At 72.5% G+C, this 16,901-nt stretch carries 15 protein-coding genes and 2 tRNA genes; 7 read left to right on the top strand and 10 right to left on the bottom strand.

Going from position 1 to position 16,901, the window contains the following annotated elements:
- Positions 1 to 151: 151 nt before the first annotated feature.
- Positions 152 to 769, bottom strand: coding sequence for a hypothetical protein (locus AGRA3207_RS30085; RefSeq protein ID WP_231330508.1), 618 nt, complete (start codon positions 767 to 769; stop codon positions 152 to 154).
- Between the two features lie 142 nt (positions 770 to 911).
- On the opposite strand from AGRA3207_RS30085, the gene AGRA3207_RS30080 reads away from it, so the two are divergent.
- Positions 912 to 1,670, top strand: a complete 759-nt coding sequence (locus AGRA3207_RS30080; protein WP_231330507.1) for an SAM-dependent methyltransferase — start codon at positions 912 to 914, stop codon at positions 1,668 to 1,670.
- A gap of 295 nt (positions 1,671 to 1,965) precedes the next feature.
- The gene (locus tag AGRA3207_RS30075) at positions 1,966 to 2,772 is read left to right on the top strand and encodes a protein-L-isoaspartate O-methyltransferase family protein (protein ID WP_231330506.1); all 807 of its coding nucleotides are present in this window, start codon (positions 1,966 to 1,968) and stop codon (positions 2,770 to 2,772) included.
- A gap of 343 nt (positions 2,773 to 3,115) precedes the next feature.
- Here the strand turns inward: AGRA3207_RS30075 and AGRA3207_RS30070 are convergent, their stop codons facing one another.
- The 6 genes from AGRA3207_RS30070 to AGRA3207_RS30045 form a co-directional block, all read right to left on the bottom strand.
- Positions 3,116 to 3,604, bottom strand: coding sequence for a MarR family winged helix-turn-helix transcriptional regulator (locus tag AGRA3207_RS30070; RefSeq protein ID WP_231330505.1), 489 nt, complete (start codon positions 3,602 to 3,604; stop codon positions 3,116 to 3,118).
- A gap of 87 nt (positions 3,605 to 3,691) precedes the next feature.
- Positions 3,692 to 4,750 (bottom strand): PDDEXK family nuclease, encoded by a 1,059-nt coding sequence (locus AGRA3207_RS30065; protein WP_231330504.1) that lies wholly within the window; start codon positions 4,748 to 4,750, stop codon positions 3,692 to 3,694.
- 35 nt (positions 4,751 to 4,785) lie between these two features.
- Complete coding sequence (locus AGRA3207_RS30060; RefSeq protein ID WP_231330503.1) at positions 4,786 to 5,478, bottom strand: exonuclease domain-containing protein; 693 nt, start codon at positions 5,476 to 5,478, stop codon at positions 4,786 to 4,788.
- A gap of 169 nt (positions 5,479 to 5,647) precedes the next feature.
- Positions 5,648 to 5,724 (bottom strand) — tRNA-Met (locus tag AGRA3207_RS30055).
- 100 nt (positions 5,725 to 5,824) lie between these two features.
- The gene (gene pruA / locus AGRA3207_RS30050; RefSeq protein WP_231330502.1) at positions 5,825 to 7,456 is read right to left on the bottom strand and encodes an L-glutamate gamma-semialdehyde dehydrogenase; all 1,632 of its coding nucleotides are present in this window, start codon (positions 7,454 to 7,456) and stop codon (positions 5,825 to 5,827) included.
- A gap of 17 nt (positions 7,457 to 7,473) precedes the next feature.
- Positions 7,474 to 8,388, bottom strand: a complete 915-nt coding sequence (locus tag AGRA3207_RS30045; RefSeq protein WP_231330501.1) for a proline dehydrogenase family protein — start codon at positions 8,386 to 8,388, stop codon at positions 7,474 to 7,476.
- Between the two features lie 118 nt (positions 8,389 to 8,506).
- Here AGRA3207_RS30045 and AGRA3207_RS30040 point away from each other — a divergent pair, with 118 nt between their 5' ends.
- Genes AGRA3207_RS30040 through AGRA3207_RS30020 form a run of 5 tightly spaced genes read left to right on the top strand, consistent with a single transcriptional unit; the run spans position 8,507 to position 15,306 of the window.
- Positions 8,507 to 11,071: a helix-turn-helix domain-containing protein gene (locus AGRA3207_RS30040; protein WP_231330500.1), complete on the top strand. Its 2,565-nt coding sequence runs from the start codon at positions 8,507 to 8,509 to the stop codon at positions 11,069 to 11,071.
- Positions 11,068 to 11,352, top strand: coding sequence for a hypothetical protein (locus tag AGRA3207_RS30035; RefSeq protein WP_231330499.1), 285 nt, complete (start codon positions 11,068 to 11,070; stop codon positions 11,350 to 11,352). The genes AGRA3207_RS30040 and AGRA3207_RS30035 overlap by 4 nt, the downstream gene beginning before the upstream one ends.
- On the top strand, positions 11,349 to 13,070 hold the full coding sequence (locus tag AGRA3207_RS30030) for a glycosyltransferase family 39 protein (RefSeq protein ID WP_231330498.1): 1,722 nt from the start codon (positions 11,349 to 11,351) through the stop codon (positions 13,068 to 13,070). The genes AGRA3207_RS30035 and AGRA3207_RS30030 overlap by 4 nt, the downstream gene beginning before the upstream one ends.
- A 23-nt stretch (positions 13,071 to 13,093) precedes the next feature.
- Positions 13,094 to 13,822: a response regulator transcription factor gene (locus tag AGRA3207_RS30025; protein WP_231330497.1), complete on the top strand. Its 729-nt coding sequence runs from the start codon at positions 13,094 to 13,096 to the stop codon at positions 13,820 to 13,822.
- Complete coding sequence (locus tag AGRA3207_RS30020; protein WP_231330496.1) at positions 13,819 to 15,306, top strand: sensor histidine kinase; 1,488 nt, start codon at positions 13,819 to 13,821, stop codon at positions 15,304 to 15,306. Before AGRA3207_RS30025 ends, AGRA3207_RS30020 begins: the two co-directional genes overlap by 4 nt.
- 16 nt (positions 15,307 to 15,322) lie before the next feature.
- Here the strand turns inward: AGRA3207_RS30020 and AGRA3207_RS30015 are convergent, their stop codons facing one another.
- The 3 genes from AGRA3207_RS30015 to AGRA3207_RS30005 form a co-directional block, all read right to left on the bottom strand.
- Entirely contained in the window at positions 15,323 to 16,135 is an 813-nt protein-coding gene (locus AGRA3207_RS30015) for a phosphotransferase (protein ID WP_231330495.1), read from the bottom strand.
- 17 nt (positions 16,136 to 16,152) lie between these two features.
- On the bottom strand, positions 16,153 to 16,431 hold the full coding sequence (locus AGRA3207_RS30010; RefSeq protein WP_231330494.1) for a hypothetical protein: 279 nt from the start codon (positions 16,429 to 16,431) through the stop codon (positions 16,153 to 16,155).
- A 378-nt stretch (positions 16,432 to 16,809) separates the two neighbouring features.
- Positions 16,810 to 16,883 (bottom strand) — tRNA-Met (locus AGRA3207_RS30005).
- Positions 16,884 to 16,901: the final 18 nt, after the last annotated feature.

The raw sequence follows: 16,901 nt of genomic DNA, 5'->3' as shown, positions 1-16,901 counted from the left end.
CGGAACCTGCCGGGTATCAGTGCAGGTCAGCGAGGTCCGATCAGAATCTCCCGGGATGACAGCGAGGCCGCGTAAAGCCGTCCGGACCTGGCGGAGCGGCGTGGAGTGCCCCGCCTCCGGCAGTGGGGACGGAGGCGGGGCCGGTGTTCGGTCAGCAGAAGGCGGACAGGGAGGCGTCGGCGCGGCGGCCGACGGCGTCGAAGACGGTTACCGAGACGTAGGGGTTGTTGACGCCTCGGCAGGTGCCCTGGAAGGTGACGTAGTCCTGGTCGTAGTGGTTGGTCCGGCGGCCCATGTTGGTGTTCGAGCTGATCTGGACCTGGGTCGGGTCGGTGCCGCCGGTCCAGGACAGATAGCAGTCGAAGTGGCGGTAGTACTCCGAGCCGGCCTGGTCACAGCTGAACGCGGTGATCTCCGGGGGCGGCGCCGTGCTGCCCGGGCACCTGACCCGATCGCTTCCCGTGCTCTGCTCGACGTCGTCGATGAAGCCGATCGTCACCCCGATCACGAACGTCTGGCCGGGTGTGCAACCCACCAGGATCTGCCGGATGTCGTCGAACTGGGGAAGGGAGGCACCGTCCCTCGTCCATTGGATGAAGTCGATCCTCCGACCGTCGGTATCCGCAGGGACGGTGCAGATGACTTCGGGTGTGCCGGTCAACGTCGGCCTGCACACGGGGTCGGAAGCCTGGGCGGCGCCTGCTCCGGTCAGCAGACCTCCGAGCACCGCGGTCAGCAGCACGAGGACGGCGCCGAATCGTCGTCGCATCTGATCTCCTCTCAGGTAGACCTTGATCGATCAGTGGCCCGCGCGGACTACGCAGGTGATTCGCGCACGGGGACCCTGCGGATGCTCGGTTCCGCGAGGAAAGTCCGATCTTGTTCGGACGACGGAGTTCGCGGCAGGGGGCGTGCCGCATGCGGCCCGGATCTGGAACTACCTGCTGGGCGGCAAGGACAACTACCCGGCCGACCGGACGGCCGCCGAGCAGTACGCCGCGGCCTACCCTCCCATCAGGGACCTGGCCCGCCAGGGCCGGTCCTTCCTGCAGCGGGTCGTGCGGTACCTGGCGGCCGAGGCCGGGGTGCGGCAGTTCCTCGACGTCGGCGCCGGGCTGCCCACGGCCGACAACACCCACGAGGTCGCCCAGCGGGCCGCGCCCGACTCCCGGGTGGTCTACGTCGACAACGACCCGCTGGTGCTGGTCCACTCCCGCGCCCTTTTGACCAACCTCACCTCGCAGGGCAGGACCCACTACATCCCCGCCGACCTGCGGATGCCCGGCCCCATCCTGGACCAGGCTCGCGAGCACTTGAGCTTCGAGGAGCCGATCGGCGTGCTGTTCATGGGCGTGCTGGGCTTCCTGCCCGGCACAGAAGAGGTCCACGACGTGGTCGGCAGGATGATGCAGGAGGTCCCCGCCGGCAGTTACCTGGCTTTGTGGGACGGCGCCGACGTCCAGCCGCCCGGCTCCATCGACGTCTACAACAACAGCGGCACCCAGCCGTACCACCTGCGCTCACTGCAGGAGCTCCGCGGCTTCTTCGCCGGGCTGGAACTGGTCGAGCCCGGCCTGGTCCCGGTCTCGCACTGGCGCCCCGACACCGGCCCGCCCCCCGACGTCGAAGCCTACGGCGGCCTGGCCCGCAAACCCGCCGCGGCCGTGTAGGCCGCCCACAACCCGCGCGAAGCCACCGCCCGCATGGGCAGCCGCCGCTACCGTCTGGGCCGGGTGCCGGGCCGGTGCCTGCGCCGCATGCGCGCTCGGCTGACGCCCTCGTCCCGGCACGAGCGGGGGAAAGAAGTCCCTGTCCGTTCCGGTTCAGAACCGGTGAGCTGCTGGCGCCCGGCCGCTCGCGGGGACACCCTGGTGCCATGGGCAAACACTCAAAGCAGGTCTCGTTCCCGGCCTGCGGCGGGTCGGGCAAGGTGCCCGGATGGCAGGACGGCAAGGAGGACGTCACGTGCGGGGTGTGCAGCGGGTCGGGAAACTTTTAGACCGCGTCCCCCGGCGGCTGTTCGTCCCGGATGTGATCTGGGTGCGCGACCGCGCGGGTGAGCCGCTGGCGCCGCTGGACCGCGCCGAGGATCCGGCCCGCTGGCAGCAGTTCGTCGACGCCGACGACGCCGTCACCGTCCAGGTGGAGGACGGCAGTCCCGGCCGGTGGGCCATCCCCTACTCCACCTCCTCTTCGACCGCGCCATGGCTGATGGAGCAGATGCTGGAGGCCCTGGCCCTGGAACCGGGCATGAAGGTGCTGGAGATCGGCACCGGCACCGGCTGGAACGCCGCCGTCCTGGCCGACGCCGGCGCGGCGGTGACGAGCGTGGAGATCGACCCCGTCCTGGCCGCCCAGGCGCGCGCCACGCTGGACCGCGCCGGGTTCGACGGCCGGGTCCAGGTCATCACCGGCGACGGCAGCCACGGCGCCCCCGGGCAGGCCCCCTTCGACCGGGTCATCGTCACCGCCTCGGCCCACACCATCCCCTACGCCTGGGTGCAACAGACCCGCGACGGCGGCCGGATCGTCGTCCCCTACAGCGGCGAGCACGCCGGAGGAGTCCTGCTGGTCCTGGACGTCACCGACAACGACAGCGGCGGGGGCGGCGGGCAGGTCGCCGCCGGGCACGCCGCCGGTGAGGGCGCCTGGTTCATGCCACTGCGCGGGCAGCGGCTCCCTGCCACGCAGCTGCGGCAGATCCCCGACGGCGCGGCCGACGGGCTGAAAGTCCGCATCACCCCCGAAGGCCAGTACTTCACCCGCCCCTGACAACCCCCGGCGCCGCTCCCGCACCACCCGGACGCCTGAAAGGAGCCCGGTGCCGTGCGGCCGTCCGGCACAGCCCCCCGCGTCGGCTCATGGCGTCCTCCGCCGGGTTCTCTGCGCCATGACCACCATCGCAATCACGACGCGGGGCCGCTGCCCGGTCTGGCGGGGCGCTCACCTGGACCCGGACCTGGGGGGCGCCGCCGAGCGGGTGTCGCTGCAGGCTCCAGGTCACGAGCGCCGTGGGCTGTCCGGCTTCGGGATGGGCAAGGACGAAGTCGTACGGGTGCTCGGGCTCGTGTCCGCGACCGGCTGGCGCGGGCTGCCCCGTCGTCCGGTCAGGGGTTCACTCGGACGCCGGTCCGCCGTCGGGCGTCGCGTCGTGGTCGGTTTCGGGGTCGGCGTTGAGGAGGGACCAGATCTCGGCGAGGCCGCGGAGGTGGTCCTCGTCCAGCCGGCTGAAGAAGTGCGCGCGCAGGTCGCTGTGATGCCGGCGCCGCGCCCTGCGTATCAGCGCGCGTCCGCTGCTCGTCAGGGTCGCGTCGAAGCCGCGGCCGTCGGTGGCCGACCGCCGCCGTTCGATCAGGCCGCGGCTTTGGAGACGGTCGGCGAGGCGGGTGAACCCGCCGCTGGACATCAGCCTGCGCTGGGCGAGCTCGGACATGCGCATGCCGTTCGGCCCGGCCTCGTGCAGCAGGTTCAGGACGCTGTACTCGGCCATGCTCACGTTCAGCGGGGCGAGACCCGCCTCCATCTCGCGCCAGAGCCGGTCGTGGGCCAGCAGGAACCCACGCCACGCCTCCTGCTCCAGGTCGCGCAGACCGTCGGTCGCCATGGCCGCACGCTATCCGGATCGGGCGCCCGCGACCAACCCAAAGTATTTGCCTGCGCAGATAAATTGTGTCGAGATCGCGGGGCGGCGCTACCGCGGTGCGGCGGCCTCCCGGTAGGCGTCGGTGAACAGGTTGAGGACGTCGTCGCCGAGCGGGCAGGTGAGGTGGCCGTTCTGCCGGATCCGGCCCGGGAGCCGCTGGTCGAGGACGGCCAGCGTCCGGGGCGCCTCGGCCTGGAGGACCGACCGCTGCGGGCTGAGTGAGGCGCCGCCGTCGTTCCAGATGGTGACCAGCCCCCGCTCCTGCCCGGGAAGCCGCGGATTGAGGACCCAGCGTCCCTTGCCGATGGTGGTGAAGAGGGTGGCCAGGCCCTCGGCCTCCAGAGCCTGAGCCCAGTCCAGCAGCCGCCGCAGCGGTTCCCGGTGCGCGGGGCCGGATCCGTCGATGCCGTCGGCGAAGGACTGCGCGCCGGGTATCGGCCTGGCGTCCCGGCGGGTCGGCGGCGGCGGCGGTGGGCTCGTCACGCGCTGGGGCTCGACCAGCTGGGGCACCAGTACCCGGACGCCCTGGAGGGTGTAGGCGGTCACGGTCACCAGGTCGATGTCGAGGCGGTCGTTGGTGACGGCCTGGAGGAAGCCGGTGAGCTCGATCAGGTCGGCGGGCGCGGCGTCCAGGACCACCACGCAGCGGATCCGTCCTCCCTCCAGCGCTTCGGTCATCATGGCGTCGAACGACTCTGGGGCGGCCGAGCCGTCGCCGACCTCGGCGGCGACCGCCTCGGAGATCGACGCGTGGCCGCGTCGAGCCAGGTGGGGACGCATGAGACGGTCGAAGGTCTCGGCCGTCAAACCGAACAGTGCGGAGGCGTAGCCGAGCGTCTGGGTGAACACCTGCCTGCGGTCGGCGTTGGAGGCGAGCTTCACCTCGATCACCACGGGCCGTCCCGTCTCGGCCTCCACCGCGATCAGGTCGGCGGATCCGTGGCCGAGTTGCACCTCCCGCCCGAGGATCACCAGCGTCGGCTGGCCGGGAAGCGGGAGCATCGCCGCTCCGCGCTCGATGCTGTCGTGCAGGACCCGCTCCCGCTCGAACGGCTCGGCCTGCAACGCCACGAGGCCGTCGGCGGTTTCGCGCCAGATCCCCACCATCGATGCCCCTGTCCTCGAATTCTGCCGACAGCCTTTCAGGCTCGGCGGGGACGGACCGGCCATGTTCCGTCGATGGTGTGGTCCCTGCCCTGTGATCGCCAGTACTGGTTGAGCGAGTCGGCCCACTGCCGGGACCATTCCACTTGCCTGTCGTGCAGTTCCGCCAGGGGCGGCTCGCCGACCTGTGCGACGTAGTGGCGGGCGAGCCGCCAGGCGAGCCGGGCGGCGGCGAGGGCGTCCTCGGTGGCGTCGTGCGCGCCGTCGAGCCGCACCCGGTAGTGGCGGCAGGTCTCCTCCAGTGTCCGCTTGCCGCGGCGGCGGTCCAGCGCCCGGTCGATGATGTGCGGGTCCACGACCGGGCCGGTGACGGTGACGCCGGCGCCCAGGTGCCTGCCCAGTTCGCGGTCGAGGACGGTGAGGTCGTAGGAGCCGTTGAAGGCCACCACCGGGACGCCGCGCTCCCACGTCGTGCGCAGGAGCCGCGTGATCTCGGCTAACGCGTCGGCGGGCGCGCGCCCCTCGGCCCGGGCCCGCTCGTTGGTGATGCCGTGCACCGCGGTCGACGCGGCCGGGATCTCGACGCCCGGGTCGACCAGCAGGCGGAAGGTGTGCGTCGGACGTCCGGCGCCGACCAGCACGACCGTGGCGGAGACGATCCTGGCCTGTTCCGGATCAGCGCCGGTGGTCTCGACGTCGAACCCGCACAGCCGCCCGTTCGCCCAACTCACAGCCGCCCTCCCGGTCCGTCCGATGCACCGATCGTGGTCCATCGCGGAGCCGGATATGACCGACCGGCGCCGGTTGCCGGGAAAAGTGACCCGAAACTGACCGAGTCGCCATATGGGGTGGACGATCAAAAGGCCCGGTCCTCGATGACGAGAACAGGGCCCTCTTGCGTGGTAGCGGGGGCAGGATTTGAACCTGCGACCTCTGGGTTATGAGCCCAGCGAGCTACCGAACTGCTCCACCCCGCGGCGATGTCCCAACTCTATGGGGCGCCTGGGGCTTGCGCAAACCGGTCGGGAACCCGGCGCGGCTGGGGCGTGAACCGGGCTTTGCGGAGCGGGCCGCCGGTCAGCCCATGTGGGGGTAGCGGTAGTCGGTCGGCGGCACGAACGTCTCCTTGATGGAGCGCGGCGACGTCCACCGGAGGAGGTTGAAGACGGACCCGGCCTTGTCGTTGGTGCCGGACGCGCGCGCGCCGCCGAACGGCTGCTGCCCCACGACCGCCCCGGTGGGCTTGTCGTTGACGTAGAAGTTCCCGGCGGCGTAGCGGAGCACCTCGGCGGCATGGGCCACGGCCGCCCGGTCGTCGGCGATGATCGCGCCGGTCAGCGCGTACTCCGACACCGCCTCCATCTGGGCGAGCATCTCCTCGTAGCGGTCGTCCTCGTACACGTGGACGCCGAGGATCGGGCCGAAGTACTCGGTGCGGAAGATCTCGTTGTCCGGGTCGTCGGAGACCAGGACGGTCGGCCGGACGAAGTAGCCCACCGAGTCGTCGTAGGTCCCGCCGGCGACGATCTCGACGGACGGGTCGCCCTTCGCCCGGTCGATCGCCGCCTTGCTCTTCGCGAACGCCCGCTCGTCGATCAGCGCGCCCATGAAGTTGGACAGGTCGGCCACGTCGCCCATGGTCAGCCCGTCGGCCTCGGCAGCGAGCGCCTCCTTCAGGCCGCCGTCCCAGAGCGACCGCGGGACGTAGGCGCGGGACGCGGCCGAGCACTTCTGCCCCTGGTACTCGAAGGCGCCCCTGACCAGGGCGGTCTTCAGGATCCCGGGGTCGGCGGACGGGTGCGCGACGATGAAGTCCTTGCCGCCCGTCTCGCCCACGAGCCGCGGGTAGGACCGGAACTTCTCGATGTTGTTCCCGACCGTCTTCCACAGGTGCCGGAACGTCGCGGTGGAGCCGGTGAAGTGGATCCCGGCCAGGTCCGGGTGCGCCAGCGCCACGTCGGACACCGCGAGCCCGTCACCGGTGACCAGGTTGATGACGCCCGGCGGGAGCCCGGCCTCCTCCAGAAGCCGCATGAGCAGGACGGCCGAGTACGTCTGTGTCGGCGACGGCTTCCACACGACCACGTTGCCCATGAGCGCGGGCGCGGTCGGCAGGTTCGCGGCGATGGCGGTGAAGTTGAACGGGGTGATCGCGTAGACGAACCCCTCCAGCGGACGGTGGTCGGACCGGTTCCACACGCCGGGGCTGCTGATCGGCTGCTCGGCGACGATCCGCCGGGCGAAGTGCACGTTGAAGCGCCAGAAGTCGACCAGTTCGCACGGGCTGTCGATCTCCGCCTGCTGGACGGTCTTGGACTGCCCGAGCATGGTCGCGGCCAGCAGCGTCTCCCGCCACGGGCCGGACAGCAGGTCGGCGGCCCGCAGGAAGACCGCGGCCCGGTCGTCCAGGGACAGCGCCCGCCATGCCGGGGCCGCCTTCAGCGCGGCGCCGATCGCGTCCCGGGCGTCGTCCTCGGTGGCCGTGCCGAACGTCCCGAGGACCGAGGCGTGCCGGTGCGGCTGGACGACCGCGACCTTCGCCCCGGCGCCCAGCCGCCGCTCCCCGCCGATCGTCATGGGCAGGTCGACTGGCGCCCGCGCGGTCAGCTCGGCGAGCCTGGCCTCCAGCCGGGCCCGCTCGGCGCTGCCGGGGGCATAGCCGCGCACCGGCTCGTTCACCGGCGTCGGAACGTTGGTCACGGCGTCCATGACAGGGACCCTCCTGGTCAGCGAGAGACGAACGAACGGAGAAAGAACACGAGGTTGGCGGGGCGCTCGGCCAGGCGCCGCATGAAGTACCCGTACCAGTCGGCCCCGTACGGGACGTACACGCGCATCCGGTGCGCCTCCGCCAGGCGCCGCTGCTCGGCGGCGCGGATCCCGTAGAGCATCTGGAACTCGTACGAGCCGGGCGACCGCGAGGTCCTCGCCGCCAGCGCGAGCGCGATCTCGATGACGCGCGGGTCGTGGCTGCCGATCATGGGGTATCCGGCGCCCTCCATGAGGATCCGCAGGCCCCGCACGTAGGCGCGGTCGATCTCCGGCTTGCCCTGGAACGCCACCGAGCCCGGCTCGGCGTAGGCGCCTTTGACGAGCCGCACCCGGGAGCCCTCGTGGGCGAGGTCCCGGAGGTCGCCCTCGCTCCTGCGCAGCATCGCCTGGACGGCGACGCCGACCCAGGGGAAGTCGGCGCGGAGCTTGCCGAGGGTGTCGAGGGTGGAGTCGACCGTGGTGTGGTCCTCCATGTCGAGCGTGACGGTCATGCCCGCCCGTCCGGCCGCCGCGCAGATGGCGCGCGCGTTGTCGAGCGCGAGATCGCCGGGAAGCCGCTGCCCGAGCGCCGAGAGCTTCACCGACGCCTCGGAGCCCTCCGCGAGCCCCTGCTCCCTGAGGGCCGCGAGGAGTTCCAGGTAGGCGTCCCTCGTGGCGTCGGCCTGGTCACGGTCGGTGGTGTCCTCCCCCAGATGGTCGAGCGAGGTGCGGAGACCGGCCCCGGACAGCTCGCGGACCACGGCGATCGCATCGTCCAGGGACTCACCGGCGACGAAGCGGTCGACGACCCCCCTGGTCAGGGGGACGGTCGTCACCACACCGCGGATCCGGTCACTGCGGGCCGCCGCGAGCAGAAGGGGACTGAGCATCGGGACCTCCAACCACGAGGGACACCCCGCACGGTAGAAGCGACTCCATACGCCCGCGTATAGTCAATTGCCACTTTCAGGCCCTGATTATTTCATACAAACGTCACAAGGATCTCGGATGGCCCTCGATTTGCAGGAGATCGTGGAGCTCGCGGCGGACCTGCTGGGGGCGCCCGCCACCCTGGAGGACCGTGATTTCCATCTCGTCGCCTACGCCGCGCACGGCGACACCATCGACCCCGTCCGGATGGAGTCGATCCTGCACCGGCGCGCGACCGAGGCCGTCCGGACCCGCTTCGAGCGTCACGGCATCGCCCGCGCTACCGGTCCGGTCCGCATCCCCGCCGACACGTCCCTCGGGCAGCTCGGGCGCCTGTGCCTGCCCGCCCGCTGGAACAACGTCACCTACGGCTACCTGTGGCTGCTGGACGACCAGGAGCGCATCACCGGCGCCCGAGCCGCCCAGGCCATGCCCCTCTGCGAGCGCGCCGGGCTCCTGATGGCCCGCCAGGCCCGCGAGCGCGACGACCTCGGCTACAAGGTCGCCGACCTGCTGTCGGCGCAGCCCGACATCCGCGCGCAGGCCGCCGCCGAGCTGGCCGAGGCCGACCTGGGCGTCCCCCTGGCCGTCGCCGTCCTGCGCACCCGGACCGCCGAGCCCCTCAACCCGTGGCTGCTCCCCCATTCCGTGCTCATGACGATCTGGCAGGGCGACCACGTCCTCGTGCTCCCGGCCTCCTCCCCCCGTGCCGTCGTCGACCGGGCCCGCCGCCTCCTTGAGGAGCGCGGCACCCCGGTCCAGGCGGGCCTGTGCACCCCCTGCCCCACCCTCGGCCACATCCACGAGGGATGGCTCCGCGCCCGCGTGGCCGCCCGCGTCGCCGCGCCCGGCGAGATCCGCGACTGGACGTCCCTGGGCGTCCTCCGCCTCCTCCGCTACACCGGCGACGAGTCCCTCGCCCAGGCCACCCGGACCGGCGGCACCCGGGAGCTGCTGGAACACCCGGACCTCGCCGAGACGGCCCGCACCTACCTCGACCTGGCGGGCAACGTCCAGCAGACGGCCAAAGCCCTCAGCATCCACCGCCAGACCCTCTACCACCGGCTGCGGCGCATCGAGGAGCTGACCTCCCTCTCGCTGGCCGACGGCCAGGCCCGCCTGACGCTCCACCTGGCCCTGACCCTGACCCCCACCTCGACCCAGCCCAGTGAGGGCCGCCGGGCACCGGCCCGGAGAACTCTCGGCGAATTCCCCGCCTCCTCCCGGTTGATCTTCCGGAGGCTCCGGGAGTGTCATGGGGTCCCCCGCTCCGGGACGCGGCAGGCGTCCCCGCAGGCCCGGCGCGGGCGGCGCTCCCGCTCCCTGCCCTTCGAGGTTCCCATGACGCCCGCACCCAGTGAGGTGGGCTCGACCGCGGACAGCGCGGCCGGGTCCTTCCAGCCCCCCGCCGCCCCGGCCGCGGAGACGGCCGCGATGCCGACCGTCGAGATCGTCCTCCCCGTCCACAACGAGGAAAGAGCACTGCCCGGCTGCGTGCGCACCCTGCACGCCTACCTTCTCGACCATCTGCCGTTCCCCTGGCGCATCAGCGTCGCCGACAACGCCAGCACCGACCAGACCCTCCGGGTCGCGCGGTGGCTCGCGTCCGAGCTGCCCGGGGTGAACGTGCTGCACCTGGACCGCAAAGGCCGCGGCCTGGCCTTGCGCAGGGCCTGGGCCACCAGCGACGCCGACATCGTCGCCTACATGGACGTCGACCTGTCGACCGGGCTGGACGGGCTGCTGCCGCTGCTCGCGCCCCTGGCCAGCGGGCATTCGGACATGGCGATCGGCAGCCGCCTCGCGCCCGGGGCCCGCACCGTGCGCGGCCCGCGCCGCGAGCTGGTCTCGCGCTGCTACAACGCGCTGCTGCGCTACGGGCTCGGCGCCCGTTTCAGCGACGCGCAGTGCGGCTTCAAGGCCGCGCGGGCCCAGGTCGTCCGGCCGCTGCTGGCGGTGACGCGTGACGACGCGTGGTTCTTCGACACCGAGCTGCTGGTGCTCGCCGAGCACAACGGCCTGCGCATCCACGAGGTGCCGGTCGACTGGGTCGAGGACGTCGACAGCCGCGTCAACGTCGTCCGGACGGCGCTGGACGACCTGAAGGGCATGTGGCGGATGACGCGGCTGAAGGCTTCCGGGTCCGCCGACGTCGTGCTGCCCCGCCGGGCCGGGCCGTCCGCCGCGCATCCCGACGCGGTGCTCGCGCCCGCGCGCCGACGGGCCGTCCTCACCTGGGAGGTGGCCTGCTTCGTGGCGATCGGCGTCGTCTCGACGGCGGGTCAGGCGCTCCTGTACTGGCTGCTGCGGTCGTGGTGGCCGGCGATCACGGCCAACCTGGTCTCGTTGGTGGTGCTGACGGTGCTCAACACCGAGGCGAACCGGCGGCTGACCTTCCGCGGCTCCACGGTCGGCGCCGGGCGTGCCCATCTCGGCGCGGGCGCCCTGTTCACCGTGGGGTACTCGGTGACGTCCGCGGCCGTGCTGCTGTTCCAGCGGGTCGAGCCCGACGCGTCGCACGCCGCCGAGACCCTGGTCCTCGCGGCCGCGTCGGTGCTGGTCACCGCGGTCCGCTTCGTGGTGCTGCGGACGGCGGTCTTCCGCCGCCGCCCCGCCGCCTCCGATGAAGGCGAGTCCTCATGAGCTCCGACGTCGTCGCCTCACCCGGCTCCCGGCCGATGCCGCCCGCGGCCCGGCCGCGGTCCCTGCCCGGCTGGGCCCCTCCCGCCGCGCTCGGCGCGATCCTCGTCCTGGCCTGCGTCCTGTACGGCTGGTCCCTGGGCTCGCTGGGCTGGGCGAACACGTACTACTCCGCCGCCGTGAAGTCGATGGGCGCAAGCTTCACCAATTTCATGTTCGGCTCGTACGACCCGGCGGGCGTCGTCACCGTGGACAAGCCCCCGCCGGGCTGTGGCCACAGGTGATCAGCAGCAAGCTGTTCGGCATGCACGGCTGGGCGCTGCTGCTGCCCGAGGTGGCCGAGGGCGTCCTGGCCGTGCTGGTGCTGCACCGGACGGTGCGCCGGTGGGCGGGCGAGGGCGCCGGGCTGGCCGCCGCGCTCGTCCTCACGCTGACCCCGATCACCGTCGCGATCACCCGCAGCAACAACCTCGACACCCCGCTGCTCCTGCTGCTGGTGTGCGCGGCGTACGCGCTGACCCGGGCCGTCCAGGAGCCCGCGGGCCGGGCCGCGACGTGGTGGCTGTGCGGGTCCGCCGCCCTGATCGGCTGCGGGTTCGTGACCAAGATGCTGGCCGCGTGGCTGGTGCTCCCCGCCTTCACCCTCGCCTGGCTGATCGGGGCGGGCGGCCCCTGGATCGCGCGATTCCTGCGGTTGGCGGCGGCCGGCGCGGTCCTGGCCGCGACGTCGCTGTGGTGGGTGGCCATGGTGGCGCTGTGGCCGGGCGACCGTCCGTACATCGGCGGCAGCGAGGACGGCTCCGCCTGGGACCTCGTCGTCGGCTACAACGGCCTCGGCCGCGTCTTCGGGCAGGGCCCGGGCCCCGGCGGACCCGGTCCGGGAGGCCCGGAGCGCGGGCGGGGCCCCGGCCCGATGTTCGGCGGCGACACCGGACCGCTGCGGATGTTCGGGGACGAGGTCGGCGGGCAGATCAGCTGGCTGCTGCCGGTGTGCGCGGCGGCGATCGTGACCGCGGTCGCGGTGGCCGTGCTGCGCCGCCGCGGCCGCCTGCCCGAGGCGGCGGTGCTCCCCACCACGGGATGGATCCTGTGGGGCCTCTGGCTGGTGGTGTGCGCCGCCGTGTTCTCCCTCCAGAAGGGGATCTTCCACCCGTACTACACGACGCAGCTGGCCCCGGCGATCGGCGCCCTGTGCGGCGGCCTCGTGGCCGTGCTCGTCCGCGCGCACCGGGAGGGGGCCCGGTGGCCCGCACCGGTCGCGGCGATCACCGTCGCGCCGACGGCGGCATGGGCGGTCTGGGTGATCCGGCGGACCCCGCACTGGCACGGATGGCTGGTGTGGCCGGTGGCCGCCGCCGGGGTGGCGGCCGTCGTCCTGCTGTGCGCCGCGTCCGTCCGCCCGGCCCGGCTGCTGCCCGCCGCGCTCGTGGCCGGGGCGCTGGCGGTGCTGGCCGCGCCGGGCGCCTGGGCGGGGCTCGTCCCGTTCGGCGGCGCGTCGATGAACGGCGTCATCCCCGCCGCGGGCCCGATGATCGCTCCGCCGTTCTGGGAGGGACGGGACATGCCGCGCGACCTCCCGGGACCCGGCCGCCCGGGAGGCCCCCCGAGGTCCGGCGGCGGGCTCACCCCCGGCCAGAAGAAGATCCTCGACTACGCCCGCCGCAACGCCGGCAAGGCGCGGATCACCCTGGCCGTCGAAGGCGGGGCCATGGCCGCGTCGGGGTTCATCCTCTCCGGCGACTCGCGCGTCATCGGCATGGGCGGCTTCATCTCGGCCGACGACGCCCCGTCCGTCCGGCTGCTGGAGAGGTGGACGCGCGGCGGCGAGCTGCGTTTCGTCCTCGGCTCGGCGATGCGGCCGGGCGGCCCGTTCCCGGGGCCGCGCGGACACGCCGCGCAGCGGACGGCGTGGGTCTCCGCCCACTGCCGGGTCGTGCCCCCCGCGGCCTACGGAGGTTCCGGGGGAGGTGCCGCTACCCTCTACGACTGCGCGGCTCACTGAACCGGTTGGCGAGGTGATCGATCGTGGCCGAGCAGACCCCGCGGCGCGTGCTGGTCGTGGAGGACGAGGACGGCATCCGCGTCCTGCTGGAGTCGACGCTGCGGCTGTCGGGCTACGAGGTCGACAGCTGCGGCACCGGCCAGGACGCGCTGCTGGCCGTCGAGCGGTTCGGCCCCGATCTGATCCTCCTCGACGTGATGCTCCCGGACGTGGACGGCCTGTCCGTCACCGAGGTGCTGCGGGCCGTGGGGGTGGACACCCCGATCCTGTTCCTCACGGCCCTCGGCGAGGTCCGGGACCGCATCGCCGGGCTGGCCGCCGGCGCCGACGACTACGTCACCAAGCCGTTCAGCCTGGAGGAGGTGCTGCTGCGCGTCCAGGCGATCCTCCGGCGGACCCGCGCGGCCGACGGCGACGGGACGTCCTCCGGCGTCCTGCGCTACGCCGACCTGATCTTGGACGAGGCCGCCCACGAGGTGCACCGCGCGGGCGAGTACATCCGGCTCTCCCCCACCGAGTTCAGCCTGCTCGCCTACCTGATGGCCAACCCGAACCGGGTGCTGAGCAAGTCCCAGATCCTCGACCGCGTGTGGCGCTACGACTTCAACGGCGATGGCCGCATCGTCGAGACCTACGTCAAGTACCTGCGGCGCAAGATCGACCGCTTCGACCCGCCGCTCATCCACACCGTCCGGGGCGTGGGCTACTGCCTGCGGCTGCCGCGCGGGCACGCCGAGGCGGCGGAGCCGTGACCGGCCTGCTGCCCGGCGGACGGGGATCGCTGCGCCGCCGCCTGGTGCTGGGCGCCACCGCGCTGGCGGCGGCCGCGGTCCTGACCACGCAGGCGATCGGGTTCGTCGTCCTGCGGTCCTGGCTGCTCGGGCAGGTGGACGAGCAGCTGCGCGGGTTCCCCCCGTCCCCCAGCAAGGTCGGACGCTGGGAGCCCACCCCGCCACCGCCGGGCGTGGACCTGCCGTCCGACTTCCGCCTCTACTTCTACGACCACTCCGGACGGCTCTCGGCCCGGTCCCTGGGACGCGGACCCAAATCGGCGCCCCGCCTGCCGCACAGCGCGTCCCGGCTCCCCCTGCGCCCGGGCGCCCTCGCGACCCTCCCCGCCGTCGCCGGCGACGGCCGCTGGCGGGTGCGCCGCGGGACGACCCCCACCGGCGAGACCTTCGTCGTCGCCCTCCCCATGGACACCGTCGACGGCGCGATGTCCAAGCTGCTGTGGCTCAACGCGGTCGTCCTGATCGTGACGCTGGGCGCGCTGGTGGTCGTCGGCCGCTGGGTGGTGCGGCTGGGACTGCTGCCGCTGACGCGCATGGAGCGGACCGCGGAGGAGATCACGGCGGGCCGCGTGGACGAGCGCATCAGCGACACCGACCCGCGCACCGAGGTCGGCCGCCTGGGCGGCGTGCTGAACACCATGCTGGAGCAGGTGCAGGGGGCGCTGCGGGAGCACGAGGCGTCCGAGGCCCGGCTCCGCCGTTTCGTCGCCGACGCCGGGCACGAGCTGCGCACCCCCCTGACCGCCATCCAGGGGTTCGCCGAGCTGTCCCTGCGCCACCACGACCTCCCGGCCCGCCAGCGCCGCGCGGCCGACCGCCTGATCCGCCAGAACGCCCAGCGCATGAGCGTGCTGGTCGACGACCTGCTCCTGCTGGCCAAGCTGGACGAGGAGCCCACCTACCGCAGCGAGCCGGTCGACCTCCTCGCCATCGCCGCGGACACCATCGGCGCCACGGCCGTCCACCATCCCGAGCGCCTCATCAGGCTGAAGCCCCTCGGCGACGGCGCCGGGGAACTGGAATTGGCGGAGACCACCGGAGACCCCCACCGGCTCCGGCAGGTGGTGACGAACCTGGTCTCCAACGCCCTGGTGCACACCCCGCCCGGCACCGCGATCCACGTACGCGTCGGCACCGCCCACGCCGCACCCGACCGCGAGGGCCGGGTCAGCCCGTCCCCCGCCCTGAAGCCGGGAACGCCGATCTGCGTCATCGAGGTGGCCGACGAGGGCCCCGGCCTCACCCCCGACAAGGCCGCCCACCTCTTCGAACGCTTCTACCGCGTGGACCCGTCCCGCTCCCGCGACCACGGCGGCAGCGGCCTGGGCCTCGCCATAGCCGCCGCCATAGCCGAAGACCACGGCGGACGCCTGGAACTGGACACGGCCCCCGGCCAAGGCTGCACCTTCCGCCTAACCCTCCCCCAACCCCCAAAAGCACCCTGACCCGCCAAGAGCCCCGTCACCACCCATGCCCCAGCCGGTGGTCAGCCCATCGCCGGGCGGCGTCGGCATGCTCCCGCGCCCACTCGGCGTCATTGGCGGCAAGGTTGAGCTTCCACTTGTCGGCGAAGACACGGCTGAACAGGTCGATGGCTGCAGGGTCGGTGTTCGTCCACGCAGGGAACCGACTGACCCAACTCTCGGCCTCGGCGGGCGTGTGCCCGGCCTTCAGCAGCCAGGGAACGAGCAACGCCAGTTCCAGGAACGCGGCACCACGGCCGGCGAACGTCCAGTCCACCAGGCAGACCGACCCGTCGTCACCGAGCAGGACGTTGGCGGGATTCAGATCGGCGTGCAGCAACGTGTCGCCACCGAGGATGGTGACGTCGGCCATCGCCTCCCACCGTCGCTCGACGCGCTTGCGTTCGAGCACGGGCGGGACCGGGCGAGCCTGGAGGCCGTCGATGACCTTCGTCAAGACGTCCAGGTCCGCCGAACCCGGCGCATAGTCGGCGTGGCGGGCCTGGACATGCTCGAAGGCCAAGACGAGCCACCCCCCGGCCTCCACCGTCCAGTGGAGGCGGGGGGCGTACTCGGTGACGTGGGGATTGATCGCCGCCTCCCAGCGCAGGGACCGGACCTCCGGGCCGTCGGTGTCCGGCCCGGTCTTGCGGGCGGCCTTGAGGAACATCCGCCCACCGCGGACGTGGACGGTCGCGGCGATGTCCGCGTGGTTGCCTGCGGGCGAAGGCTCGATCCCGTGGACCGGCCCCGTATGCGCCGTGATCGCTCCGAGCACCTCGGACGGCAGATCGGACCAGTCGCCACGCATCGATCAATCCCGTCGGATCAGGCCGTGTGAGGTGGTTGTGCACAATTCTCCGGGCAGCAGGACTCGCCGTCCGTCCACCATTCCAGATCCACGCGGTACCCGGTGGCGCGCATCGCCGCCAGACCGCGCTCGGACGCCTGCCCGGAACGGATGTCCTCATCCATGATCGGCAGGTGGTGCATGTACCGGCCCGCGACACGGTCGCACACCTGGTCAAGGTGGACGGCCAGGCAGTTTCCGCCCTGCGTGTCCGGGTCGATCGCCAGCAACCGTAGCGCCATGACGGCCTCCGTCATCGGTGGTGAGGCGAAGAGAGGCACCTCGCCAACAGGCTCTCCTGCCCTTACGACCCTGGGAACTAGCCTCTGAGTGAGGGCGGCGCACGGCGTTTGCCGACAGCCGCGATACCAAGGCCCAAGCCGACCCAGCGCACCTCGGCTCACCCTCCCCCAAGTCCAAGGAGCGCCCTAGTCCGCACCCAAGACCCTCCCCGAAGGGGGCAAGGGGCGCAGCCCCAAACCGGGCGAAGCCCCGGGGGGGCAAGGGGCGCAGCCCCAAGGGGGTGTGGGGGCGGAGCCCCTGCATCGGGGGGTCCGGGGGGTCGTCCCCCCGGGAATGGCGAAGGGGCCCGCAGGGAGTGCGCAAAGCGCACGACATGCGGACCCCAGAAACCGTAGCGGGGGCAGGATTTGAACCTGCGACCTCTGGGTTATGAGCCCAGCGAGCTACCGAACTGCTCCACCCCGCGGTGATGTCCCAACTCTAT

The sequence above is a fragment of the Actinomadura graeca genome (assembly GCF_019175365.1).
GTDB lineage: Bacteria > Actinomycetota > Actinomycetes > Streptosporangiales > Streptosporangiaceae > Spirillospora > Spirillospora graeca.
Note: the sequence above shows the minus strand (reverse complement) of the source record. Positions and strands in the feature narration are given on the sequence as shown.